Source organism: Stutzerimonas chloritidismutans, from assembly GCF_020783375.1.
Classification (GTDB): domain Bacteria; phylum Pseudomonadota; class Gammaproteobacteria; order Pseudomonadales; family Pseudomonadaceae; genus Stutzerimonas; species Stutzerimonas kunmingensis.
This window is the reverse complement of record NZ_CP086067.1, coordinates 2,724,083-2,749,577: the sequence shown is the minus strand read 5'-3', so window position 1 is coordinate 2,749,577 and position 25,495 is coordinate 2,724,083. Positions and strand designations below refer to the sequence as shown.

Annotated in this window: 23 protein-coding genes; 19 read left to right on the top strand and 4 right to left on the bottom strand. The window is 65.0% G+C overall.

Going from position 1 to position 25,495, the window contains the following annotated elements; all coding sequences use genetic code 11:
- From LLJ08_RS12650 to LLJ08_RS12640, 3 genes are all read left to right on the top strand, one after another.
- Positions 1–189, top strand: a complete 189-nt coding sequence (locus LLJ08_RS12650) for an SEC-C metal-binding domain-containing protein (protein ID WP_003302497.1) — start codon at positions 1–3, stop codon at positions 187–189.
- A gap of 7 nt (positions 190–196) precedes the next feature.
- The gene (locus LLJ08_RS12645) at positions 197–658 is read left to right on the top strand and encodes a DUF2489 domain-containing protein (protein WP_014820587.1); all 462 of its coding nucleotides are present in this window, start codon (positions 197–199) and stop codon (positions 656–658) included.
- A 75-nt stretch (positions 659–733) separates the two neighbouring features.
- Positions 734–3,271: a penicillin acylase family protein gene (locus LLJ08_RS12640; protein WP_228207177.1), complete on the top strand. Its 2,538-nt coding sequence runs from the start codon at positions 734–736 to the stop codon at positions 3,269–3,271.
- A 19-nt stretch (positions 3,272–3,290) separates the two neighbouring features.
- On the opposite strand, the gene tsaA is transcribed toward LLJ08_RS12640, so the two are convergent.
- Together tsaA and trpB are read right to left on the bottom strand one after the other, a co-directional pair.
- Positions 3,291–3,998, bottom strand: a complete 708-nt coding sequence (gene tsaA / locus LLJ08_RS12635; RefSeq protein ID WP_228207176.1) for a tRNA (N6-threonylcarbamoyladenosine(37)-N6)-methyltransferase TrmO — start codon at positions 3,996–3,998, stop codon at positions 3,291–3,293.
- A 109-nt stretch (positions 3,999–4,107) separates the two neighbouring features.
- Positions 4,108–5,316 (bottom strand): tryptophan synthase subunit beta, encoded by a 1,209-nt coding sequence (trpB, locus tag LLJ08_RS12630; protein WP_228207175.1) that lies wholly within the window; start codon positions 5,314–5,316, stop codon positions 4,108–4,110.
- 422 nt (positions 5,317–5,738) lie between these two features.
- On the opposite strand from trpB, the gene LLJ08_RS12625 reads away from it, so the two are divergent.
- From LLJ08_RS12625 to betA, 3 genes are all read left to right on the top strand, one after another.
- Entirely contained in the window at positions 5,739–7,805 is a 2,067-nt protein-coding gene (locus LLJ08_RS12625; RefSeq protein ID WP_228207174.1) for a choline transporter, read from the top strand.
- A gap of 93 nt (positions 7,806–7,898) precedes the next feature.
- Complete coding sequence (gene betB, locus LLJ08_RS12620; protein WP_228207173.1) at positions 7,899–9,371, top strand: betaine-aldehyde dehydrogenase; 1,473 nt, start codon at positions 7,899–7,901, stop codon at positions 9,369–9,371.
- Between the two features lie 14 nt (positions 9,372–9,385).
- Positions 9,386–11,059: a choline dehydrogenase gene (betA, locus tag LLJ08_RS12615; protein WP_228207172.1), complete on the top strand. Its 1,674-nt coding sequence runs from the start codon at positions 9,386–9,388 to the stop codon at positions 11,057–11,059.
- Positions 11,060–11,202: 143 nt separating this feature from the next.
- Here betA and rimO read toward each other — a convergent pair whose 3' ends face one another.
- Positions 11,203–12,525, bottom strand: a complete 1,323-nt coding sequence (gene rimO / locus LLJ08_RS12610) for a 30S ribosomal protein S12 methylthiotransferase RimO (protein WP_228207171.1) — start codon at positions 12,523–12,525, stop codon at positions 11,203–11,205.
- 150 nt (positions 12,526–12,675) lie between these two features.
- A complete protein-coding gene (locus LLJ08_RS12605) occupies positions 12,676–13,548 on the bottom strand; it encodes a helix-turn-helix transcriptional regulator (protein WP_101275525.1) in 873 nt (290 codons plus the stop codon).
- Positions 13,549–13,846: 298 nt separating this feature from the next.
- On the opposite strand from LLJ08_RS12605, the gene LLJ08_RS12600 reads away from it, so the two are divergent.
- Genes LLJ08_RS12600 through LLJ08_RS12540 form a run of 13 tightly spaced genes read left to right on the top strand, consistent with a single transcriptional unit; the run spans position 13,847 to position 25,495 of the window.
- Positions 13,847–14,041, top strand: a complete 195-nt coding sequence (locus LLJ08_RS12600; RefSeq protein ID WP_023445670.1) for a Flp family type IVb pilin — start codon at positions 13,847–13,849, stop codon at positions 14,039–14,041.
- Between the two features lie 15 nt (positions 14,042–14,056).
- A complete protein-coding gene (locus tag LLJ08_RS12595; RefSeq protein ID WP_228207170.1) occupies positions 14,057–14,572 on the top strand; it encodes an A24 family peptidase in 516 nt (171 codons plus the stop codon).
- Between the two features lie 14 nt (positions 14,573–14,586).
- Positions 14,587–15,909, top strand: a complete 1,323-nt coding sequence (locus LLJ08_RS12590; protein ID WP_228207169.1) for an AAA family ATPase — start codon at positions 14,587–14,589, stop codon at positions 15,907–15,909.
- A gap of 12 nt (positions 15,910–15,921) precedes the next feature.
- Positions 15,922–16,710, top strand: coding sequence for a Flp pilus assembly protein CpaB (gene cpaB / locus LLJ08_RS12585; RefSeq protein ID WP_228207168.1), 789 nt, complete (start codon positions 15,922–15,924; stop codon positions 16,708–16,710).
- 57 nt (positions 16,711–16,767) lie between these two features.
- Positions 16,768–18,273, top strand: coding sequence for a type II and III secretion system protein family protein (locus LLJ08_RS12580; protein ID WP_228207167.1), 1,506 nt, complete (start codon positions 16,768–16,770; stop codon positions 18,271–18,273).
- An 11-nt stretch (positions 18,274–18,284) separates the two neighbouring features.
- On the top strand, positions 18,285–18,554 hold the full coding sequence (locus tag LLJ08_RS12575) for a hypothetical protein (protein WP_228207166.1): 270 nt from the start codon (positions 18,285–18,287) through the stop codon (positions 18,552–18,554).
- Between the two features lie 11 nt (positions 18,555–18,565).
- The gene (locus LLJ08_RS12570; RefSeq protein ID WP_228207165.1) at positions 18,566–19,894 is read left to right on the top strand and encodes a Tad domain-containing protein; all 1,329 of its coding nucleotides are present in this window, start codon (positions 18,566–18,568) and stop codon (positions 19,892–19,894) included.
- An 8-nt stretch (positions 19,895–19,902) separates the two neighbouring features.
- Positions 19,903–20,373 carry a TadE/TadG family type IV pilus assembly protein gene (locus LLJ08_RS12565; RefSeq protein ID WP_104098169.1) on the top strand — a complete coding sequence of 157 codons (471 nt, stop codon included), beginning with the start codon at positions 19,903–19,905 and terminating at the stop codon, positions 20,371–20,373.
- Positions 20,373–20,873, top strand: a complete 501-nt coding sequence (locus tag LLJ08_RS12560; RefSeq protein ID WP_101275531.1) for a TadE/TadG family type IV pilus assembly protein — start codon at positions 20,373–20,375, stop codon at positions 20,871–20,873. The genes LLJ08_RS12565 and LLJ08_RS12560 overlap by 1 nt, the downstream gene beginning before the upstream one ends.
- The gene (locus LLJ08_RS12555) at positions 20,867–22,084 is read left to right on the top strand and encodes an AAA family ATPase (protein WP_228207164.1); all 1,218 of its coding nucleotides are present in this window, start codon (positions 20,867–20,869) and stop codon (positions 22,082–22,084) included. Before LLJ08_RS12560 ends, LLJ08_RS12555 begins: the two co-directional genes overlap by 7 nt.
- A gap of 2 nt (positions 22,085–22,086) precedes the next feature.
- Positions 22,087–23,520 carry a TadA family conjugal transfer-associated ATPase gene (locus tag LLJ08_RS12550; protein WP_228207163.1) on the top strand — a complete coding sequence of 478 codons (1,434 nt, stop codon included), beginning with the start codon at positions 22,087–22,089 and terminating at the stop codon, positions 23,518–23,520.
- Positions 23,517–24,503, top strand: a complete 987-nt coding sequence (locus tag LLJ08_RS12545; protein ID WP_023445681.1) for a type II secretion system F family protein — start codon at positions 23,517–23,519, stop codon at positions 24,501–24,503. The genes LLJ08_RS12550 and LLJ08_RS12545 overlap by 4 nt, the downstream gene beginning before the upstream one ends.
- Positions 24,504–24,517: 14 nt before the next feature.
- Positions 24,518–25,495 carry a type II secretion system F family protein gene (locus LLJ08_RS12540; protein ID WP_228207162.1) on the top strand — a complete coding sequence of 326 codons (978 nt, stop codon included), beginning with the start codon at positions 24,518–24,520 and terminating at the stop codon, positions 25,493–25,495.

Here is a 25,495-nt window from a genome sequence, read left to right as displayed (position 1 = left end):
ATGAGTCAAGAGCCCCACGTACATGGTCCCGACTGCAACCACGATCACGACCATGACCATCACCACGTTCATGGCCCGCATTGCAATCACAGCCACGAACCTGTGCGTAATCCGCTGAAGGACGTCGGTCGCAATGACCCGTGCCCTTGTGGCAGCCAGCAGAAGTACAAGAAATGCCACGGCGCCTGAGCCTGTCATGACCCTGGCCATCGGTCTGTTCGTCATCGCCACGCTGCTGATTGCTGCGCTGGGCGGCTATGCGCTGTATCTCTGGCGGCGTGTCTGGCGCAACGAGCGGTTGCAGGCAGAGGCGCGGACGCAGCAGCAGACCGCGCTGGCGGAGGATCTGCGAATCCTCGCCAGCTGCCTGCTGGAGGAGCAAGTCCCGCTCATCGAGGGGGCAATCCGCATCAAGGTGCTGCTCGACAACTATGATGTGGCGCTGGGGCAGCATCCTCGTTGTCAGGTCTTCCAGCAGCTGTTCGAGGCCACCGAGCAAGTGCCGACCCATGCCGCCTGGAAGGCGCTGGACAAGCAGGAGCGGCGCCGACATGAAGCGCAGTTCAGTGCCCTCGAGCTGCAGCACAAGGCCGAGGCTCGGCGTTCGGCCCGTTGGCTGCTCGACGAAGCTCTGCCAAAATCCCGCGACGCGGCCTGATCGACCGATCTTCTTCGCCGCGCGCCCTCTAATCTGTCAGTACCATCCCTTGCCAAGCTCGCTCAGGAGTCTTTGATGTCTCTGCGTCTGCCGTTCGCCCTGGTTCGCCTGACGCTGGGGGCCGCGCTCGGCCTGGCTGGCCTTGGCGGTTGTCAGGCCTATCTCGATAATCGCTACAGCGCCAGCCTGCCGCCGCCGCAGGGCATTCAGCCGCTGACCGGCCTGGCAGGCAGCGCGAGCATCCGGCGCAATTCGCTGGGCATGCCGCTGATCGAAACCTCGTCGTTCCACGATGCGCTGTTCGCCATGGGTTACGTCCACGCCACCGATCGTCTGAGCCAGATGGTCAGCCTACGGCTGATGGCTCAAGGGAGATTGGCGGAGATGGTTGGCCCCGGCGTGTTGGAGAGCGACCGCTTCATGCGCGCGGTGAATCTGCGCCAGAGCGCCGAGCTGCTCTATCGCGAGTCCTCGCCGCGGATGAAGAAGTTCTTCGAGGTCTACGCCCGCGGCGTGAACGCCTACCTGTATCGCCATCAGGACAAGCTGCCGATGGACCTTGCCGAGTCCGGCTACAAGCCTGAGTACTGGAAGCCCGAGGACTCGGTGCTGGTGTTCTGTTTGCTCAACTTCGGGCTTTCGCAGAATCTGCAGGAAGAAGTGGCGGCGCTGCTGCTGGCGCAGAAGGTGGGTAGCGATAAGCTCGCCTGGTTGCTGCCGATCTATCCGGACGAAGCATTGCCGTTCGCCGAAGCCGACAAGCTCAAGGGACTCGCGCTGGGTGGATCGGTACCAGGGCTGGCGGCGATCGAGCAGGCGGCGCAAAACTTGGCATCGTTGACCCCGACTGGGATGGCTGCGTCGAACAACTGGGCCATTGCCGGTAGCAACACCCGGAGTGGCAAGCCGATTTTGGCTAACGACACGCACTTGCCACTGTCGATGCCTTCGTACTGGAATTTCATGCAGATACGCGCACCGAAATTTCAGGCGGCGGGCGTCACTATCGCCGGCGTACCTGCGGTTGTGGCCGGCTTCAACGGCAAGCTCGGCTGGGGCATGACCATGGTCATGGGTGACAACCAGGATCTGTTTCTCGAGCAGATCCGCCGCGAAGGCTCGCGCCTGATGTATCTGGCTAATGGCAAGTGGCTGCCGGCCCGCGAGCGGCACGAAACCTACTTCGTCAAAGGCGAGCGGCCGATTCGCGAGACCATCTACGAAACCCGCAATGGGCCTCTGCTGAACACGGCGCTCGGCGAGCGCAAGCACCCCTTGCAACCGCTACAGCTCCGCAGTGGTTACGGCCTTGCGTTGAAAACCACGCAACTGGAGGCCGATCGCACGCTCGACGCCTTCTTCGACCTGTCCCGCGCGCAGTCGGTGGATCAGGCCTTCGAGGCGACCCGTGAAATTCGTGCAACCGCGCTGAATCTGGTTTTCGCCGATCAGCAGGGAATCGGCTGGCAGGTCACCGGACGTTTCCCAAATCGTCGCGAGGGATTGGGGCTGGTGCCGTCGCCGGGTTGGGACAATCGTTATGAATGGGACGGCTTCGCTGATCCGATGCTGCATCCCTACGACCAGGATCCTATCCAGGGCTGGCTGGGCACCGCCAACCATCGCAGTGTACCGCGCGGTTATGGGATGCAGCTTTCCAGCTCCTGGTATGGCCCGGAGCGCTATGAGCGGCTGGCGGAGCTGGCGGGGCGGGGCAAGCACGACACCCGCAGCACCATCGCGATGCAGTACGACCAGGTCACGCCTTTCGCTGCCAAGCTCAGGGCAATGTTCGAGGCGCCGGGCATGGCCGAGCCGCTGCGCAAGGCAATCGATGCGCTGCCGGCCAGTGAGCAACACAAGGCGCGAGAAGCGCTGGATCGGCTGATGGCCTTCGACGGCAAGCTGACTGCGGATTCGGCCGATGCCGCGCTGTATGGCGCTTTCCTGCACGAAAGTGCACGGCAGATCTTCCTCGATGAGCTAGGGCCGGAAGATACGCCGGCGTGGCGTGCGCTGGTGCAGACGGCTAACACGTCCTACTCGGCGCAGGCGGACCATTTGCTCGGACGTGAAGACAGTCCGTTCTGGAACGACCAGCGGACTGCGCAAACCGAAGACAAGCCGGCGATTCTGGCACGCAGTCTTGCTGGTGCGGTGAGTCTGCTGGAAGGCCGGCTGGGCAGCGAGCGTAGCGCCTGGCAATGGGGCAAGCTTCACACGGCCAGCTGGACCTCTGGCGCAACGCAGCTGGCGCCGCATATGCCGGCCAGCCAGCGGAGCAAGATCAACGCCATCGGTAGCTACCTCGACCGTGGCCCCTATGCCATGGGTGGCGATCACAGCACTCTGAATGCCTCGGCCTACAGCATGGGGGCGAACTTCGATACCTGGCTGATCCCGGCGATGCGCATCATCGTCGACTTCGGCCGCGACGAGCCGATGATCGGCCTCAACAGTTCCGGTCAGTCAGGCAACCCGGCCAGCCCGCACTATGCTGACGGTATCGATGCATGGATGAGGGCGCAGTACATGAGCTTCCCGTTCAAGACGGAGAATTTCGACAAGGTCTACGGCACGCAGCGCCTGTTGCTGACACCTGCTGGTAAATGACGGGAGCGCCGCACCGGCATCAGGCCGGTTGCGGCGCTGCTGGCGCTACTTCCAGAACGCGGATCACGCCTGGCGCAGGGTAGTGCCAGCGTACGTCCACATCCCATAACTGCGCGCCGTAACGTCGTTCGGGCTCCGGCTTCTGATAGGCCGGGCGCGGGTCCTGCGCCAGGCACTGTTCGATGAGTTCGACCAGAGGCTCGCCCAGGCGCAGTGCTTCGCGGCGGGCTTGCAGCAATCCCGATTCCGACCATTGCACCTCGATCAACTCTGGCGCATCGGCGGCCATGTCGTTGCGTGCGTCAGGTAGCGCATCGGCGTAGGGCACGTAGGGTTTGATGTCCAGCACCGGGGTGCCGTCCAGCAGGTCGATGCCGGAAATGAACAGTCGTCCCGGCTCGACCTTATCCAGCCTGACCACCGACTGACCGATGCCATTGGGTCTGTGCGTTGCTCGCGTGGCGAACACGCCAACCATGCGATTGCCGCCCAGACGTGGCGGGCGAACCTTGAGGCGGGATTTGCTTTCCAGCGCCTGATGGAAGAGAAATAGCAGCCACACGTGGCTGACCTGCTCGAGCCCGGCTACCGCATCACCACTGTCGAACGGCGGCAGCAGTTCCAGCACGCCACGTGCGGCTGGCGCCAGGCTGGGCTGGCGGGGGATGGCGAACTTCTCCTTGAAGCAGGAGCGGACGTAGCCGATAGGCGAGACGCTGTGATGCATTACACGGGCCTGGAAGCAGTCGGGCGGCTGCGCATCTTAACCGCTATGGCCGCCTGTTGCGTTTACGCCCGGCCGACGCGCATATGCACTGTCGGCCCGCGCTGATGTGTTACAGGCCGAGCAGGTTGGCGACGTAATCGGCGTCCTTGTCGCCGCGGCCGGAAAGGTTGACCAGGATATGGCTGTCCTTGCCCAGCGTCGGCGCGGTGCGAATCGCCCAGGCCACGGCATGGGCGCTTTCCAGGGCAGGGATGATGCCCTCCACACGCGATAGAGTCATGAAGGCGTCCAGGCATTCCTGGTCGGTCGCGGTCTGGTAGTTCACCCGGCCGATGTCCTTGAGATAGCTGTGCTGTGGGCCGACACCGGGGTAGTCCAGACCGGAAGCGATGGAGTGCACCGCGGACGGGTTGCCATCGGCATCCTCCAGCACGTAACAGGCCATGCCATGCAGTTCGCCTGGCTTGCCCTTCGTCAGCGTGGCCGAGTGTCGGCCTGGCTTGTCCAGGCTTTCACCGGCCGGCTCGATACCGATCAGCTCGACCGCGGCATCTTCGAGAAATGCGGTGAACATGCCCATGGCATTTGAGCCGCCACCGACGCAGGCAACCACGTGATCGGGCAAGCGGCCATGTTTGGCGAGGAATTGCTCACGGGCCTCGGTGCCGATGATTGACTGGAAATCGCGGACCATCTTCGGGAACGGATGCGGGCCGACCACCGAGCCAATGGCGTAGATGTAGTTGTGCGGGTCCTTCAGGTATTCCTCGAAGGCGCTATCCACCGCTTCCTTGAGCGTCGCGGCGCCGCGGGTGACCGCTACCAGCTTGCAGCCGAGGATCTTCATCTTGGTGACGTTCGGGTGTTCCTTCTCGATGTCCACTTGGCCCATGTGGATCTCGCAGGGAATGCCGACCAGCGCGCAGGCGGTAGCCAGGGCAACCCCGTGCTGGCCGGCGCCAGTCTCCGCGATCACCTTCTTCTTGCCCATGAATTTGGCCAGCAGCGCCTCGCCCAGGCAGTGATTGATCTTGTGCGCGCCGGTGTGGTTCAGGTCTTCGCGCTTCAGGTGAATCTGCGCACCGCCGAGCTGCTCGGACAGGCGACGCGCATGGAAGATCGGGCTTGGCCGACCCACGTAGTCGGCGAACAGTGCGGCCAGTTCCTGCTGGAAGTCATCGCGCTGGCGAATTTCCTCGTACGCCAGGTTGATGTCGTCCATCGCCTGCTTGAGGTGCGGCGGGACCAGCTGGCCGCCATAGGGGCCGAAATATCCGTTGGCGTCGGGCATGGCGGTGAAGCGAGGATCGGACGACATGAACTCATCTCTGCAGGTGGAATGGGAGAAGGCTGCTGCTATGCGGGGCCGATCATAAGTCAGCGCACAATCGCTGAAAACGCCGAGCTGGGGCGGAGCGCTGGGCCGCTTGTGGCGAGGCGATTCGCATGACCGAAGGGTCGGATCAAGGCGTATGGAATGGTGCCGATTTCGCCGTCATTCGCGAAATTGACACTTATCGTGTAGGATGCACGCCGACTTCGCCATTATGGGAGCATGATTCAACTCGATTTTTTGTCGGCAGTAGCTTGCCGACGGGCATGGCTGTCATCAGTACGGCCGCTATGCATGCCCATCCCGCCCTTGGTGCGCAGCAATTTCAAGAGATTTGCCCGCCACCTGCCGCAATACGTCGCAGCGCGATGTCGTAAAAGCCAGAACAAGTTCAGGAGATAGAACTGATGAACGAGGCTGAGCTCTCGCCTAATGATTCCGAAGCGCCGGCTGACCGGATCAATCCCGTAGTCTTCTACGGTTCCGCAATCGCCATCGTGGCGTTTGCCATATGGACGATGTTCTTCACCGATCGCTCCCAAGCGGTCATCAACACGGTACTTGGCTGGATATCTGACACCTTCGGCTGGTTCTACTTTCTCGCCGTGCTGGTCTACCTGCTCTTCGTGGTGATCGTGGCTACCAGCCGCTACGGCAAGATCCGCCTTGGGCCGGATCATTCCAAACCCGAATTCAACGTGGTCACCTGGGCGGCGATGCTGTTTTCCGCCGGGATCGGCATCGACCTGCTGTTCTTCTGCATCGCCGAACCCATCACCCAGTTCCTCGAACCACCGGTAGGCGAGGGCGGAACCACCCAGGCCGCGCGCCACGCCATGGAGCTGACCTTCCTGCACTGGGGCCTTTCCGGTTGGGGTGTCTATACCCTGGTCGGCATGTCGCTGGCGTATTTCAGCTTTCGCCAGGGCTTGCCGCTGTCGATCCGCTCATCGCTGTATCCGATCTTCGGCAAGCGCATCTACGGCCCCATCGGGCATACCGTCGATACCGCCGCGGTGCTGGGCACGGTGTTTGGCATCGCTACCAGTCTCGGCATCGGCATCATCCAGCTCAACTTCGGCCTCAACTACATCTTCGGCATACCGGAAGGCACGCTTACCCAGGCGGTGCTGGTGGTGCTGATCGTGGTGTTCTCGGCGATCTCGGCGGCGACCGGGGTCGAGCGCGGGATTCGCCGGCTTTCCGAATTCAACATGCTGCTGGCGGTCCTGCTGCTGCTGTTCGTGCTGGTGGTCGGCGATACGGTGTTCCTGCTCAACGCACTGGTGATGAACGTCGGCGACTACTTCTCCAACTTCATCAGTCTGTCGCTGGACACCTACGCCTACCGCCGACCGACCGACTGGCTGAACGCCTGGACAGTGTTCTTCTGGGCCTGGTGGATCGCCTGGGGGCCGTTCGTGGGCCTGTTTCTGGCGCGCATTTCCCGCGGTCGCACCATCCGCGAGTTCGTCATCGGCACGTTGCTGCTGCCGCTGGCCTTCATGATGGCCTGGATGTCGATCATGGGTAACAGCGCGATCGAGATGGTCATGGGCGGTGCCCTCGAATTCGGTCAGCAGGCGGTGAGCAACCCTGGCTCGTCGATCTATCTGTTCCTGCAGAGCCTGCCCTGGGCCGGTCTCACTACCATCGTGGTGACCATCCTCGCCATTGTGTTCTTCGTTACCTCAGGCGACTCCGGCTCGCTGGTGCTGTCGAACTTCACCTCCATCCTCAAGGATGTGAACAGCGATGCGCCGGTGTGGATGCGCATCCTCTGGGCGGCGATCATCGGCATTCTCACCCTGGCGCTGCTGATTGCCGGCGGGCTGACCGCGCTGCAGGGCACCGTGGTGATCATGGGGCTGCCGTTCTCCATCGTCCTGCTGTTCATGATGTACGGGCTGTTCAAGGCCCTGCACGTCGAAGGGGTCATGGCCGACAGCTACCAGAAGAGCCTGTCCGGCTATCTGTCCGGGCGCGCCACGCTGGAACACACGCAGATGAACTGGAGTCAGCGGCTGTCGCGGGCAATGAGCTTCCCCAGCCGTTCGCAGATCCGTCGCTACCTGAAGGACGTGTGCAAGCCGGCGATGGAGGAGATCCAGAAGGCGCTGGGCGAGAAGGGCGTGCCGGTGGAGATCGTTGAAGGCGAACCGGGCAACGAGCACCTGGCGCTGCACGTCAATCTGGGCAGCGAGCAGGACTTCACCTACCAGATCTGGCCGGTGCGCGGCACCATGCCGTCCTTTGCCCTGCGCACGCAGAGCGGCAACGCCGACTACTACCGGCTTGAGGTGCATCTGCGTCAGGGCAGCCTGGGTTACGACCTGATGGGCTACTCGCGGCGCCAGCTGATCGAGGACATCCTCGACCACTACGAGCACCACATGCACTTCCTGCATCTGCAACGCGAGAACGGCGGTGGTGAAAGCGGCATGCCCAATCCGGGCGCGGCGCCGACACCCTGACCCTGCACGCCTCGGGCGATCCCCGAGGCGTTCCAATCATGTTGCGGCAGCGTCGATCCGCTGCCGCCACGAACAGTACGAACGAGGTAGAACATGGCCCGTTTCCCACGGCAGCAACTCTATATCCATGGCGGCTACGTCGACGCCAGCAGCAACCAGACCTTCGAGAGCATCAACCCGGCCAACGGTGAGGTCCTGGCCGAAGTCGCCGAGGCTGGCGCGGCCGACCTGGAACGCGCGGTTGAAAGTGCCGAGCAGGGCCAGCGTGTCTGGGCGGCGCTGACCGGCATCGAACGGGCGCGAATCATGCGTCGTGCGGTCGATCTGCTGCGCGAGCGCAACGACGAGCTGGCCGTGCTGGAAACCCTGGACACCGGCAAGCCGCTGAGCGAAACCCGCAGTGTCGACATCGTCACCGGCGCCGACGTGCTGGAGTACTACGCTGGCCTGGCTCCGGCCATCGAGGGCGAACAGATTCCGCTGCGCGACAGCAGCTTCGTCTATACCCGGCGCGAACCGCTGGGCGTGGTGGCCGGCATCGGTGCGTGGAACTACCCGATCCAGATCGCCCTGTGGAAGGCGGCCCCGGCGCTGGCTGCCGGCAATGCGATGATCTTCAAACCCAGCGAAGTCACCTCGCTGAGCGCGCTGAAACTGGCGGAGATCTTCAGCGAAGCTGGGCTGCCCGATGGCGTGTTCAACGTACTGACCGGCAGTGGCGCCGGCGTCGGGGCGCTGATCACCGAGCACCCGCGCATCGCCAAGGTGTCGTTCACCGGCGGCGTGGCCACCGGCAAGAAGGTCATGGCCAGTGCGGCGGCGTCGTCGCTGAAGGACGTGACCATGGAGCTGGGCGGCAAATCGCCGCTGATCATTTGCGAAGATGCCGATCTGGACCGCGCGGCCGACATCGCGGTGATGGCCAATTTCTTCAGCTCCGGCCAGGTGTGCACCAACGGCACGCGGGTGTTCGTTCCGGCCGGTCTGAAAGCGGCGTTCGAGGCCAAGCTGCTGGAGCGCGTGCAGCGCATTCGCCTTGGTGATCCCCAGCAGGAGGAAACCAACTTCGGTCCGCTGGTCAGCTTCGCGCACATGAACAACGTGCTCGACTACATCGCCAAGGGCAAGGCCGGCGGTGCGCGGCTGCTCTGTGGTGGCGAGCGGGTGACCGACGGCGAGCACGCCAAGGGCGCCTTTGTCGCACCGACCATCTTCACCGACTGCAGCGACGACATGACCATCGTGCGCGAGGAGATCTTCGGCCCGGTGCTGAGCCTGCTCGAGTATCAGGACGAGGACGAAGTCATCCGCCGCGCCAACGACACCGAGTACGGCCTTGCCGCCGGCGTCGTCACCACCGATCTGGCGCGGGCGCACCGCATCATCCATCGCCTTGAGGCTGGCATCTGCTGGATCAATACCTGGGGCGAATCGCCGGCGCAGATGCCGGTCGGTGGCTACAAGCAGTCCGGCATCGGCCGCGAAAACGGTATCGCCTCGCTGGCGCACTACACGCGGGTCAAATCGGTACAGGTAGAGCTGGGCGAGTTCGCCTCGGTGTTCTGAGGGAGGTTTGAACCATGGAATACGACTACATCATCATCGGCGGCGGCTCGGCGGGTAACGTGCTGGCCGCGCGCCTGACCGAGGACGCCGACGTCAGCGTGCTGCTGCTGGAAGCCGGCGGGCCGGACTATCGGCTGGACTTCCGCACCCAGATGCCTGCGGCGCTGGCGTATCCGCTGCAGGGCACGCGCTACAACTGGGCGTACAAGACCGACCCCGAGCCGCACATGAACAATCGCCGCATGGACTGCGGTCGCGGCAAGGGCCTGGGTGGTTCTTCGCTGATCAACGGCATGTGCTACATCCGCGGCAATGCCCTGGACTACGACAACTGGGCCAAGACTCCGGGGCTGGAGGACTGGACCTACCTCGACTGCCTGCCGTACTTCCGCAAGGCCGAGTCGCGTGACATCGGCCCCAACGACTACCACGGCGGCGACGGCCCGGTCAGCGTGACCACACCCAAGGCCGACAACAACGAGCTGTTCCACGCCATGGTGGAAGCGGGCGTGCAGGCGGGCTTCCCGCGTACCGATGACCTCAACGGCTACCAGCAGGAAGGCTTTGGCCCGATGGATCGCACCGTGACGCCCCAGGGCCGGCGCGCCAGCACGGCGCGAGGTTATCTGGATCAGGCCAAGGAGCGGTCGAACCTGACCATCCACACCCATGCCGTCACCGACCGTGTGCTGTTCGAGGGCAAGCGTGCCGTCGGCGTTCGTTACCTGCGCGGCCGCGAGCAGCCACAGGTGGCGCGTGCGCGCCGTGAAGTGCTGCTGTGCGGCGGCGCCATCGCCTCGCCGCAAATCCTGCAGCGCTCGGGAGTTGGCTCTGGCGCGTTGCTGAAGAAGCTCGGCGTCACGCTGGTGCAGGAGCTGCCCGGTGTCGGCCAGAACCTGCAGGATCACCTGGAGATGTACCTGCAGTTCGAGTGCCTGAAGCCAGTGTCGCTGTACCCGGCGCTCAAGTGGTGGAACCAGCCGGCCATCGGCGCTGAATGGCTGTTCCTCGGCAGCGGCATCGGTGCCAGCAACCAGTTCGAGGCCGGCGGTTTCATCCGCAGCAGCGACGAGTTCGAATGGCCGAATATCCAGTTCCACTTTCTGCCGGTGGCGGTCAGCTACAACGGCAGCAATGCCCATGACGGCCACAGCTTCCAGGCCCACGTCGGCTCGATGCGTTCACCCAGTCGCGGGCGCATCGAGATTCGCTCCACCGATCCGCGGGTCGATCCCAGCATCCTGTTCAACTACATGGCCCACGAGCAGGACTGGCGCGAGTTCCGCGATGCCATCCGTCTCACCCGCGAGATCATCGCCCAGCCGGCGCTCGATCCCTACCGTGGTCGCGAGCTGAACCCCGGCGTGGAGGCGCAGAGCGATGCCGAGCTGGATGCCTTCGTCCGCGAGCACGCGGAGACGGCCTACCACCCGTCCTGCTCCTGCAAGATGGGCACGGACGATATGGCCGTGGTGGACGGGCAGGGGCGCGTGCATGGCCTGGACGGGTTGCGCGTGGTGGATGCCTCGATCATGCCGCAGATCATCACCGGCAACCTCAACGCCACCACCATCATGCTGGCCGAGAAGATCGCCGACCGGATTCGCGGTCGCGAGCCGCTGCCGCGCAGCACGGCGAGCTACTACGTGGCCAACGGCGCACCGGTGCGGCAACCACCGCAGCGTTGACGCGTTCGCCGTCAGGTGGTGGAAAAGGCTTCGCCGTTTTCCACCCTACGCGGCTGGCGCTAATTGGTGTGCAGCGACCGTTGCGCGTAGCCAGAAACGAAAACGCCCCGCAGTAGCGGGGCGTTTTCGTTAGGCGGGGCGGATCAGATCACTTCGGCCCAGAGGTCGTACTCGTCGGCGTGGGTGACGCGCACGCGGACCTTGTCGCCCGGCTGCAGCGGTTTATCGCTGTCGATGTAGACCATGCCGTCGATCTCCGGAGCGTCGGCCCAGGAGCGGCCGATGGCGCCGTCCTCGTCCACTTCATCGATCAGCACGTCCAGTTCCTTGCCGACCTTCAGCTGCAGACGCGCGGCGCTGATGGCCTGCTGGTGCGCCATGAAGCGGTCCCAGCGATCCTGCTTGATCTCGTCCGGTACCGGTTCCAGGCCCATGACCTCGGCCGGGGCGCCGTCAACCGGCGAATACTGGAAGCAGCCGACGCGGTCGAGCTGGGCTTCGGTCAGCCAGTCGAGCAGATACTGGAAATCTTCTTCGGTCTCGCCGGGGAAGCCGACGATGAAGGTCGAGCGAATGGTCAGCTCGGGGCAGATCTCGCGCCACTTCTTGATGCGCGCCAGGGTCTTGTCTTCGAAGGCCGGGCGCTTCATGGCCTTGAGCACCTTCGGGCTGGCGTGCTGGAAGGGAATGTCCAGGTACGGCAGGATCTTGCCGGCGGCCATCAGTGGGATCACGTCGTCGACGTTCGGGTACGGATAAACGTAGTGCAGGCGCACCCACACACCCATCTTGCCCAGCTCCTCGCACAGCTCGAGCATGCGCGTCTTGACCGGCTGGCCGTTCCAGAAATCCAGCTTGTACTTGAGGTCGACGCCATAGGCGCTGGTGTCCTGGCTGATCACCAGGACTTCCTTCACGCCGGCCTTGACCAGGCGCTCGGCTTCGCTGAGCACATCGCCCACCGGACGACTGACCAGCTTGCCGCGCATCGACGGAATGATGCAGAAGCTGCACGTATGGTTGCAGCCTTCGGAAATCTTCAGGTAGGCGTAGTGGCGCGGGGTGAGCTTGATGCCCTGCGGCGGCACCAGATCGACGAAGGGGTCGTGCTCGATGTTCGGCGGCACCACTTCGTGCACGGCGTTGACCACCTGCTCGTACTGCTGCGGCCCGGTGACGGCCAGCACGCTGGGGTGTACGCCGCGGATGTTGTTCTCGTCCACGCCCATGCAGCCGGTGACGATCACCTTGCCGTTCTCGGCGATCGCCTCGCCAATGGCGTCCAGCGATTCGGCCTTGGCGCTGTCGATGAAACCGCAGGTGTTGACCACCACCACATCGGCATCCTCGTAGGACGGCACGATCTGGTAGCCCTCCATGCGCAGCTGGGTGAGGATGCGTTCAGAGTCGACCGTTGCCTTGGGGCACCCCAAGCTCACGAACCCGACTGTTGGCGTTTTGCTCATCGACTTTGAACCTCGAAAACCGCGCATGAAAAAGGCGCGCGAGTATACCGATGTGGATATTTTTTAGCCAGATTGAGCGGCATGCGGGCGACAGACGCGATGGTGGGTGGCAAGGACGACAGCAGACGGGCACGGTCGACACTCCAACGCTCAGGCGCCGATGTCCAGCTCCAGCCGGGCGGGTGTCGCGGTGGCGTCCTGTAGTGCCTGAGTGGCGTGCGTGGCAGCGTTCGCGCCACCGGCGAGGCGGTATTCGCTTGGCGTGCAGCCGACGAACTGCTTGAACGCACGGGCGAAGTAGGAAGGATCGCGAAAGCCGGCTTCGTAGCCGATGGTGGTGATGGGCATCTGCGAGTTCTCCAGCCGATCCTTGGCGAACTCCAGGCGCTTGCCCAGGGTGTACTCCAGATAGCAGACGCCATGCACGTCGCGGAACAGACGGCTGAAACGCGAGGGCGTCATCTCACACAGCCGCGCCAGCTCCTTCTGATCGAGGTTCTCGCGAAAGTGCAGGTCGATGTACTGGGTTGCCCGTGCCAGCAGCTGGTGCTTCTGGTGGTCGGCGGTCAGGCGGATGCTCGGCGGCAGGTCGGGGTAATGCTCGCTGAGCATCCGCCGTGCGCCGCGCTCGCTGTTCTGCCGCAGCTCGAGCAACCCGTGCAACGCCTGACGGAAGCGCTGCAGCTCGGCCGCTGACAGCGGCAGGGTGATGTATTCCCAGACGCGTGAGCGCATCGCCCACACCGCCAGCTCCTCGGAATGCTGGACGGTGAACATGCTGATGGGGATCGATGGAGCGGCATGCTTGACCTGCTGCAACTGATTCAGACCCGGGGCATCGGGGCGGTCGAAGTGCATGCAGATCATGTCGATGCGCTGCCCCGGCTTGCTATCGGCAAGGCTATGCGCTTGCAGCAGGCGAGAGTCGCTAAACGCCGTGAACTGGCTCATCAGCGTTGCGGTGCTGCGGTCGTGAGTCAGATCGATCCAGCGAAGGACGGGTAGCGGCGGAGAGTTAGACATCTGCACTAGCTCTGCTCTTTACATTTCCTTACCCACAGTATTGGCAATTGGCCATTATCGGTAATAACGATTTCTGCTAATCACCCTTGGTGATGGCTATTTGCCGTTATTGATTGCATCCGTCTCGGCAGCCGCCTTGAGGCGATCCGTAGGGCAGTGCAGTGCCAGCGAAATTGAGTGCTAGCGATCGGCAATTGAGTCCTAACGACCGCTTCGTTCCGCTGACTAGTGTTCACCTCAAGCAACGCACGCCGCGTTGCCCGCCTTTGAGCAACCACTTTCGAGTGAGGTGAGCGAAATGACCATTCAATCGATCAAGACCGCGATGCTGGCGTTTGCCAAGGATGAGGACGGGCTGACCATCGTCGAGTACGCCGTGGCCGGAGGGCTGATTACCGCGGCCGTTGCCCTGGCGTTCACCAATCTGGGCGCGGCGGTGCTCGTAAAGATCAACGCGCTTATCACTGCGCTCGGCGGGACCCCGGCATCCTGAGGCCGGAGCATCGCGATGAGCAGTCAAGGCTGGATCAGCACGCTGTTGCTGCTGACGCTGTTGGGACTGGCGGCGATCAGCGACCTGCGCCGTCACCGCATTCCCAACCTGCTGATCCTGCTGGGGCTGGCGTTGGGCTTGGCCGGGCAGTTTTTCGTCAGCGGTCTGGCCGGGCTGGGGCAGGGGATGTTGGCCGGGCTGATCGCTTTCGGTCTGTTCCTGCTGCTCTACCTCACCGGTGGCATGGCGGCGGGCGATGTGAAGCTGATGGCGATGGTCGGGGCGTTTCTCACGCCGCAGCAGGCACTGCTGGCCACGGCGGCAAGCCTTATCGCCGGCGGCCTCTGCGGGCTGATGCTGCTGCTCTGGCACGGCCAGTTGCGTCAGACCCTGGTTCGCTACGGTGCGATGTTCCGCACCCACAGCTACCTGCCACCAGCGTCCAGCGAGGTCGCCGGCCAGCCGTTCCCCTACGCCGTCGCGATTCTTCTGGGAACCACTGCCAGCCTGTCCAGCCAGCTCAACTTCTAGCGCGGGAGAGCGCCATGTACGCCGTCAGCGACAGCGATGCCTACCCCAGCGAGCGCGACGCGGTGCAGCGTCTGGCGCCGCAGCCGCGCAGCATCGCGGAGACCGGGCTGAGCGACCAGCTGCTTGCCGACCTGCTGTGCAAGCACCTGCACGAAGGTGGCGCGCTGGACATGTCGCGGCTGGTCGAGCGGCTGACGCTGCCCGGCGCGGTACTGGAGGAGGTGCTGGGCCTGTTGCGCAAGGACGGCCGCATCGAGGTGCTCGGCCAGCACAATGGCCAGGCCCTGCGCTATGGCCTGACCGAGCGGGGCCGCAATGCCGCCCGTGCCGCCCTGGAGCGCAGTGGCTACGTAGGCGCGGCGCCGTTTCCGGTGAGCACCTATCGCTCGCTGGTCAAAGTGCAGACGATTCACCACGGACGGGTGAATGCCGAGCGGATGCGCTCCTCCTTCAGCGGCGTCGTGCTCGCCGACGACCTGCTCGATCAGCTTGGCGTGGCGCTCAACTCCGGGCGCGCGATCATGCTTTACGGCCCGGCCGGCACCGGCAAGACCTACATCAGCGCACGCCTGGCCAGGCTGTTCAGCGAGGCGATCTGGGTGCCCTACGCCATCGCCGTCAACGACGCGGTGGTAGAGATCTACGACCCGCAGATTCACCAGCGCCTAGACGAGGACGAGCAGTCGCCCAGTCTGCTGCTGAGCGAAGGCGTCGACCGCCGCCTGCTGTGCTGCATGCGGCCGCTGGCGGTATCCGGCGGCGAGCTGAGCATGGAGCAGCTGGACATCCGCTACGACCCCTTCAGCCGCCGCTACCTGGCGCCGCTGCAGCTCAAGGCCAGCAACGGCCTGTTCGTCATCGATGACCTCGGCCGCCAGCGCATGCCGCCGCTGGACCTGTTCAACCGCTGGATCGTGCCGATGGAGGAGAAGCGCGACTTCCTCAACTTCGGCGGTGGCCAGCAATGCGCACTGCCGTTCGACATGGTTCTGGTGTTCTCCACCAACCTCAATCCGCTGGAACTGGCTGACGAGGCCTTCCTGCGGCGGATCGGCTACAAGCTGCGCTTCAACTACCTCAGACCGCTGGAATACGAGCGCCTATGGCGCCAGGAAACCGAGCGGCTGGGCATCGCTTTCGATCCGCACCTGCTGCGCTACGTCCTGCACGACCTCTACGAGGCCGAGGGCATGCCGCTGGTGCCGTGCCACCCGCGCGACCTGCTGAGCATGGCGCTGGACCGCCAGCGCTACGCACAACGCAGCGGACCGCTGACGCCCGACGACCTGCAATGGGCCTGGCGCAACTACTTCGTTCAGCTCGAATTTCTCGGATGAGGAGATACAGACATGGGCGCTCGTACTCTCACGCTGATCGCGCTGTCTCTGCTGCTGGGACTGGGGGCGGTCTGGATGGCCAACAACTGGCTGAGCGCAAGGCTCGATGCCGGTCCCGATGACCAGTCGCAGAACGTGGTGGTCGCCACCACCGAGATCCCCTTCGGGCGCATGGTCGAGATGCAACACGTGACGCTGGTGCGCATGCCCAAGGGCACAGTGCCGGACGACTCGTTCGCCGCCGCCGAAGACGTGGTCGGCAAGATCGCCACCTTCGGCATGCTGCGCGGCGATGTACTGCGTGGTGCGCGGCTGGCCGAACACCTGGGCGGCAGCACGCTGGCCTCGCTGATTGCCACCGACAAGCGCGCCGTGTCGGTGCGGGTCGATGATGTGGTGGGTGTGGGCGGCTTCCTGCTACCGGGCAACCGCGTCGACGTGCTGGCCACCCGGCGCAAGGGCAACGGCGACGAAGCCGAGGCCAGGACCATTCTCGAAGACCTGCGCGTGCTCGCCGTCGACCAGACCGCCAGTACCGACAAGACCCAGCCGGTGGTGGTACGCGCGGTGACCCTGGAAATGAGCTCCGAGGAAGCCGAGGAACTGGTCAAGGCGATGACCGAAGGCCGCCTGCAGCTGGCGCTGCGCAATCCCCTGGATAACCAGAAGAAGCCGGTGGCGGCCCCGCCGCCAGCTCCGGTTGCTGTGGCGCCTAAACCGGTGGCGCGCCGCGCGCCGGCGCCGAGCGGGGTGACGATCATTCGTGGCACCCAGGTGAACGTGAGCAATCTGGGGCTGTAGGGCGACTGCCGGCTGACGACGCGCGGCCAGAGCGGACCGACGCGCAAGGAGAAGGACATGAAGAGCAAGTGCAGAGTGGGGGCTACGGTCCTGGTGCTGGGCATGATGCTGTCCGGCCTGGCGGCCGCCCAGGCGACCCCGGCTGTCGTCGCGACACCGGCGGCGAATACCAGCGACGTTCAGGTGCCGATCTACAAGTCGCGGGTGCTGACCACGCGCACAGCTGTCAAGCGCATCTCGGTGGGCAATCCGGATATCGCCGACATCCTCATCACCAGTCCGACTCAGCTCTATCTGCTCGGGCGGTCGCTGGGCAGCACCAACGTGCTGCTGTGGGACAGCGGCAACCGCCTGATCGACAGCCTCGATCTGGAAGTGGTGCACGACCTCGGCGGCCTGAAAAGCAAACTGCATCAGGTGCTGCCGAACGAGGCCATCGAGGTGTTCAGCGCCCAGGGTGCGCTGGTGCTGCGTGGGCAGGTCAGCAGTGCCGCGGTGATGGACAGTGCACTCAGGCTGGCCCAGAGCTACAGCGAGCCGGCACCTGGTACAGCCGCGGAGCAGGGCGCCATGGCTCAGGCGTCGCCGGCGGCGCAGCGGCCGTTGCAACTGATCAACCTGCTCAGCGTCGGCGGCAGTCAGCAGGTGATGCTCGAAGTGAAGGTCGCAGAGATGCAGCGCAACCTGTTCAAGAACCTCAACGTGCGCTTCAACGCACTGGACTTCGGCTCGTCCGGGCGCTGGTCCGGCGGCGGCTTCAACAACGGCGCCGGGCTGGGCTTTGATGAGGACGGGCTGATCAACCCGACCGCGCTGTTCGGCGATGGCACCGGCATCTTCGGCCAGTTCCTCTCCGACAACTTCCTCTTCAACGTGGTGCTTGAGGCTGCGAAGGACAATGGCTCGGCCAAGGTGCTCGCCGAACCGACGCTGACCACCCTGACCGGGCAGCAGGCGGAGTTCATCTCCGGCGGTGAGTTTCCGGTGCCGATCACCGAGGACGACGGCATCACCATCGAATTCAAGGAATTCGGGGTCGGGGTCAAGTTCCTGCCTGTGGTGCTCGATTCCGGGCGGATCAACCTCAACCTCAACGTCTCGGTCAGCGAGCTCTCCAACGCCAATTCGCTGGTGCTGGACACCGGCCTGGAGAGCATTCTCGGCAACGGCGTCAGCCAGGTGATTCCGTCGCTGACCAAACGCAGCGCGCAGTCCACCGTCGAGCTGGGCAACGGGCAGACCATCGCCATTGCCGGCCTGATCAGCCAGAACACCCGTGATTTCGTCAGCCGCTTCCCCGGCCTGGGCGACGTGCCGGTGCTGGGCCAGTTGTTCCGTAGCCAGCAGTTCATTCACGGCGAAACCGAACTGGTGATCCTGGTCACGCCGCACCTTGCGCAGCCGGTGGATGCCAAGACCGTGCGGCTGCCCACCGAGCATTTCGTCGAGCCCAGCGATGCCGAGTTCTACCTGCTAGGCAAGACCAAGGGCAGTGGTGTCGACCGCGCGGTGCCGGTGAGCCTGGGTATCAGCGAAGGCCGCTTCGGCCACGACCTCAAGTAGGAGTCGCGATCATGAAAAGTCTGCTCCCCGTCTGTGTCCTGCTCCTGCTGGCCGGCTGCATTCCCTATCAGGAAGGGCGAGTCGGTGCGCTCGGCAGCACGGTCAACGCAACGCTGTATCAGCAGATCGCCGACAAGCACACGGCCGCCAATCCAGGCACGGCGCTGTCGCCTGCCGGCACCGACGGACCACTGACCGAGCGGGTCCTTGACGGTTACCGCGGCGTGACCGGCGATGCGCAGCAGGTCGCCCAGCCGATTCAGATCAACGTGGAAAACTGAAGGGCCGCATCATGAACGCCTCTCGCACGATGCGCCCGCTGCCACGAGCCCAACGCGGTTCGGTGATGGTGCTGATCGTAGTCGCACTGGCGGCGATCCTGTTGATGGCAGCGCTCGCGCTGGACGGCGGCCACATGCTGGTCAACAAGACGCGCCTGCAGAATGCGGTGGATGCCGCTGCGCTGAGCGGCGCCAAGACCCTGCAGCAGGTGATGGGCTCGGGAAATGCCGGCAGCCTGGCTCAGGACGCGGCGCGTGCCACCTTTCAGCTCAACGCCCAGGCGGCCGGCAACGACGAGCTGGCGGCGGCGCTGGGTGAGGACCCGGCCAGCCTGGTGCAGGTCGATCTGGCCGCCAGCGTCTACGGACCGTTCTCCTTTCCCGGCCCGACCGACGCACGCTACGTGCGCGTCAGCGTCACCCAGCTGCCGCTGACGGGTTTTTTCTGGGGGCTGCTGCAGGTCTTCGGCAATAGCAGCGAAAAGGCCGTGGCCGCGGCGGCGACCGCCGGTCCAAGTCCGACCAGCCCCTGCAACATTGCGCCGCTGATGGTTTGCGGCAACCCGGCGCAGCACCAGCCGGACGCTGGCCTGTTCTGGGGCTATCGCTTTGGCGATCTGGAAGTGCTCAAGGGGTCGGCCGACAATGCGCCGGCCATCGGGCCGGGCAACTTTCAGCTGATTCGGCTGGGCGACAGCAGCGGCGGTGCGGACGTGCGTGAAGCCCTCGCCGGTGGCGTCGAACAGTGCAACAGCGTCGGCGAGGCGGTCGAGACCGAGCCGGGCAATACCATCGGCCCGGTCGCCCAGGGCTTCAATACGCGCTTCGGGCAGTACAGCGGGGCGTTGTCGAACAGCGGCGATCAGTATCCGCCGGACCTGATCACCGACTACAGCGCGCCACGCATGACCTACAACAACAGCACCGCGCAGGCCGAGTATGAGGGCGAGGTGGTGAACGCCAGCGACGGCGACCTCTCCACCGCCAGCAGCGCCTTGCTCGATTACAACGACTGGCGCCAGCGCGTGGCGGATTGCCCCAACGGCTGTCGCTCGGACGGCGTGTTCGAGCGGCGCATCCTGAAGATCGTGCTCGGCGACTGCAGCGGCAGCTCCGGCGGCCAGGTTTCCGTGCCGGTGCTGGGGTTCGGTTGCTTCTTCCTGGTCCAGCCACTACCCACCGGCGCCGGCAACGAGGCGCAGATATTCGGCCAGTTTGTCAGCGAGTGCGAAGGCGACAACGTGCCGGACAGCAACCCGGTGGACGATGGCGGCCCGCAGATCATCCAGCTCTACAAGACCTACATCGACAACAACCGTACGCCGAGCAGCGACTCGTAGGAGGCGCCATGAACAGTCGGGGAGTTCGGGACAGGGCGCGCCAGCAGGGACTGGCGATGGTAGAGCTGGCCATCGCCTTGCCCTTGTTGTTGCTGTTGCTTCTGGGCATTGGCGAACTGGGTCGGCTGTTGTGGCAGTACAACAGCCTGCTGCAGGCCAGCCGCGATGCCAGTCGTTTCGTCGCCGGTCAGGCCTGGAATCGCACCCTCGGGCAGCTGGAACTGAGCGCGAGCCTGCAGCAACAGGCGCGCTCACTGGCGGTGTATGGCGTGCCGGTGGCGCAGGACGGCAGCGCGCCGCTGGTCACCGGGCTGAGCCCGTCGCAGGTGGCAGTCAGTGCCGTGGGCAGCGATCACGTGCAGGTCAGCATCAGCTATCCGTTCCAGCCATTGTTCGGCGGCGGCATTCCGGGTTTCGGCGGCGAGGCTGTCTCGCTGAGCTTTCCGCTGGTGGCCACCTCCGTGATGAGGGCGCTGTGATGAACGCCAGGCGGATGCGCGGGGTGTATGTGGTGGAGTTCGCCCTCGTCGGGTTGCTGCTGTTCATCCTGCTGTTCGGCGTGCTGGAACTGGGCCGGCTGTTCTTTACCGTCAACGCGCTCAACGAAACGGTGCGCCGTGGTGCCCGGCTGGCTGCGGTATGCGAGATCCACGAGCCACGCATCCTGCGCCGGGCGATCTTCAACGAGGCCGACGACAGCGCCGCCAGCGGCCTGATCGCCAACCTGCAGACCGCCGATCTGTCCCTGGTCTACCTCGACGGCAACGGCTCGCCGATAGCCAATCCGTCGACGCCCGGCAGCGCCGGATTCAGCGCCATCCGCTTCGTCCAGCTGCGGGTGGAGAACTTCACCTTCGACTCGCTCATTCCCGGCCTGAGCGGGGCGATCACGCTGCCGCCATTCAGCTCGACATTGCCGCGCGAGAGCCTCGGCCGCCATGCCGAGCCCGATGCCGTTCCGGAGATCACGCCATGCTGAACACCCTCGAAACTTCCAGCGGTGTTGCGATTGGTCGACAGGGCCTGCGGCTGCTCATCAGCGGCCGCGATGCCGGCGTGCTGGCCCGGCTCAAGGCGCTCAGCGAACAGCTGCCGGGCCTGCAGGTGAGCACGCGCCAGGTGAGCAACGGGCACACCGACCCGCTCTACGGGCTGGAGCAGCTTCCCGACATGCTGTTGCTGCACGTCAGCCACCTGTGGCGCGAGGAACTCGGTGCGCTGCAGCAGCACCCGTCGCAGCAACGACCGCCGCTGCTGGTCTGCGGCCCGCAGGACGATCGTGACTGCATGCGTCTGGCCATGCAGGTCGGCGCGCGCGACTTTCTTCCCGAACCGTTGCTGGAGCAGGAGTTGCTGGCCGCGATCGGTCGGGTCGCACTGGAAGCTCGCGACGTTCCGGCGCCTGGCGGGCAGCTGATCGCGATCATGAACGCTAAGGGCGGCTCTGGCGCCACCATGCTCGCCTGCAACCTGGCCCACAGTCTCAGCGCCCACGGCCGACGCACGCTGCTGCTGGACCTGGATCTGCAGTTCGGCAGTGTCGCCCACTGCCTGGACGTGCAGCCGAACCACAGCCACATGGAAGTGCTGCAGCGCATCGATGAGCTGGATGGCGTGGCGCTGCACGGCTTCTGCAGCCATTTCAGCCCGACCCTCGACGTGCTCGGCGGCCGCGCCGGCGAGCTGTGCCTGACCCAGGATGTGCAGCTGGAGCAGCTCGAGGCGCTGCTGCGGCTGGCACGCACGAGCTACGACTGGGTAGTGGTGGACCTGCCACGGCAGATCGACCACCTCACCGGCATCACCCTGGAACAGGCCGATCACGTCTACGTGGTGCTGCAGCAGTCGCTCAGCCATCTGAAGGACGCCGTGCGCCTGGTGCGCATCATGCGCGAGGACCTGGGCATTGGCGGCGAGCGTCTGCAGCTGGTGGTCAATCGCTACGACAAGTCGGCGCCGGTCAGTCTCAAGGACATCGGCGAGGCGCTGCATTGCGGCGAGCCGCTGCGGCTGCCGAACGACTATGCGGTGATCAACGAAAGCCAGAACACCGGCGTGCCGCTGGGGCTGCACGCGCCGCGGGCGGCGCTGACCCAGGGCATCCGCCAGATCGCCCAGGACCTGCTCGGTAACGAAGCCGCCGCGCCGGGCCTGCTCAAGCGCACCTTCGGCCGACTATTCAGGGGATGACCATGCTCAGCGAACTGCGCAACCGCCTGCAGACAGGCAAGCGACCCGCAACCCGCCAGCCGGACACAGGCCCTGCGCCCGAACGGGCGGAAGGTGTCATGGCCTGGGAAATGCCAGCGGTCGAGCGGCTGTATGAAACCCGCAGCCAGCTCAGCCCGGTCGATGCCGACTGGCGCGAACGGACCTATCAGCAACTGCTCAAGGTCATGGACCTGTCGCTGCTCGACTCGCTGGAGCCTGCGGAGGCGGGCTGGCAGATCCGCGAGATCTGCCAGCGCCTGCTCGACGAGCATGCCGCGCCGGTCAGCGCGGCCGGGCGGCAACTGATCATCAAGCAGATCACCGACGAGGTGCTGGGCCTCGGCCCGCTCGAACCGCTGCTGGCCGACGCCACGGTGTCGGACATCCTGGTCAATGGCCACGCCTCGGTCTACGTCGAGCGCCACGGCAAGCTGCAGCGCACCGATGTGCGCTTCCGGGACGACCAGCACCTGTTGAACATCATCGACCGCATCGTTTCCAGCCTCGGCCGGCGCATCGACGAATCCTCGCCGCTGGTGGACGCGCGACTGAAGGATGGCTCGCGGGTGAACGCGATCATCCCGCCGCTGGCCATCGACGGCCCGAGCCTGTCGATCCGGCGTTTTGCCGTCGACCTGCTCAATGCTGACGCGCTGGTGCAGATGGGCACCCTGACGCCGGCGATTGCCCTGGTGCTCAAGGCCATCGTGCGCGGGCGGATGAACGTGCTGGTGTCCGGCGGCACCGGCACTGGCAAGACCACCATGCTCAACGTGCTGTCGAGCTTCATCCCGCACAACGAGCGCATCGTCACCATCGAGGACTCCGCCGAGCTGCAACTGCAGCAGCCCCACGTGGTGCGTCTGGAAACGCGCCCGGCCAACATTGAGGGGCGCGGCGAGGTCAATCAGCGCGAGCTGGTGCGCAACAGCCTGCGCATGCGCCCGGACCGCATCGTCATCGGCGAGGTGCGCGGCCCGGAGGCGCTGGACATGCTGGCGGCGATGAACACCGGGCACGATGGCTCGCTCACCACCATTCACGCCAACAGCCCGCGCGATGCCCTCGGGCGGGTGGAGAACATGGTGGCGATGAGCGGCGCGACCTTTCCGATCAAGGCGCTGCGCCAGCAGATCGCCTCGGCCATCGACGTGGTGATCCAGCTCGAGCGGCAGGAAGACGGCAAGCGACGGCTGGTCAGCGTGCAGGAGATCAACGGCATGGAAGGCGAAATCATCACCATGACCGAGATATTCACCTTCGAGCGCCGCGGCGTCGGCGAGCACGGCGAGGTGGTCGGTGAATACCGGGCGACGGGCATGGTGCCGGGCTTGCGCGACGTGCTGGCCAAGCGCGGCATCGAGCTGCCGCTGGAGTTGTTCCGCCCGGACTGGATGGAGGGCTTGCAGCCATGAGCCAGCTGCCAGGCGAATTCATCCTGATCTTTCTGGGCATGATCTTCGTCGCCGTGTTCCTGCTCAGCCAGGGGCTGACGGTGCCGGTGTTCGGTGAGGCGGGACGGGTGCGCAAGCGTATCCGTGCGCGGCTGCACCTGCTCGAACAGGCCAACGACCTGCCGAACATGCAGACCCTGTTGCGGCAGAAATACCTGACGCGCCTGTCGCCTCTGGAGGCGGCGCTGGAACAGCTGCCGCTGATGGAACGTCTGGCGCAGATGATCGAGCAGAGCGGCCATGGCTACCGCGCCTATCGGGTGGTGCTGCTTGGCGCATTGCTGGGCGTGCTGGTGGCGGTGGCCTGTGCGCTGCTACTGCGTCCGTGGTGGCTGGCGGTGCCGCTGGGGCTGCTGGCGTTCTGGCTGCCGATACTGAAGATCGCGCGTGATCGCAGCCGGCGTTTTGCCGAGTTCGAGGAAGGCCTGGCCGATGCGCTGGACTCCATGTGCCGTGCGTTGCGTGCCGGCCATCCGTTCAGCGAGACGCTGCGGCTGGTGGCCGAGGAGCAGCGAGGCGCGGTGGCGCGCGAATTCGGCCTGACCTTTGCCGACATCAACTACGGCAACGACGTGCGCCGCGCCATGCTCGGTCTGCTGGAACGGGTGCCGAGCATGACGGTGATGATGCTGGTGACCAGCATCCTCATCCACCGCGAAACCGGCGGCAACCTGACCGAAGTACTGGAGCGGCTGAGCCGGCTGATCCGCGGGCGCTTCCGCTTCCAGCGCAAGGTCCGCACGCTCTCCGCCGAAGGGCGGATGTCGGCCTGGGTGCTGATCTGTGTGCCGTTCGTACTGGCCGCGGTGATCATGCTGACTACGCCGCAGTACCTGCCTCTGCTGATCAACGAGCCGATCGGGCGGCAACTCGGGGTGGCGGCGTTCGGCGCCATGCTGCTGGGCATTTTCTGGATTCGCCGGGTCATCCGCATCCGGGTCTGAGTGGGGGAGTGGTCATGGACTATCTGTATGGGCTGGTGCGTAGCCTGGTCGCCGATGAGCAGCTGGTGCGCCTGATCTTCCTGGCAGCGGTGGCGCTGAGTGTGGTGCTGGCAGCGACGACCACGACGGTGCTGGTGATGGGCCTGCACGATCCGATGCGCCGCCGCCTGGCGCTGATCAAGCGGGGCGGGCAGCACGGCGCCGAGCATGGCGTCGGCGAGCCGCCGCTGGGCGGTCTGCAACTGCTGCTGGAGCAGGTCGGCCAGCGTTTCGTGGGCAGGGAAGGCGAGCAGCACAGCGGCACCCGCGCACTGCTTTCGCAGGCCGGCTACCGCTCGGCCGCCGCGGTGCAGATGTACTGGGCGATCCGCCTGCTGCTGCCGCTGTTGCTGCTGGTCGCGACCCTGCTGGCACTGCCGCTGATGACCAGTGCCTCGCTGACACCCGGGTTGCTGGCCGTGACACTGGCGCTGGGGCTGGGCTGGCTGGCCCCGGCGATGTTCGTCGAGCGGCGTCGCAATGCGCGGCAGATGCGCCTGCGCGCGGCATTTCCCGATGCCCTCGATCTGATGGTGGTCTGCGTGGAGTCGGGGCTGGCGTTGCCGCAGGCGATCGAGCGTGTCGCCGAGGAAATGGCGGTGAGCCAGGTCGAGCTGGCCGAGGAGCTGGCGACGGTCAACGCCGAGCTGCGTGCCGGGATATCCAGCGCGGTGGCGCTGGGGCATCTGGCCGATCGGACCGGGCTGGAGGATATCCGCGGGCTGGTGAGCCTGCTGGCGCAAAGCATTCGCTTCGGCACCAGCGTGGCCGACACCCTGCGCGTCTACGCCGACGAATTTCGCGATCGGCGTACCCAGGCCGCCGAGGAGCAGGCGGCCAAGATCGGCACCAAGCTGGTATTCCCGCTGATTTTCTGCCTGTGGCCGAGCTTTTTCCTGGTCGCCATCGGCCCCGCCATGATCGGCGTACTCAAAGCGTTCGGGGGACTGTGA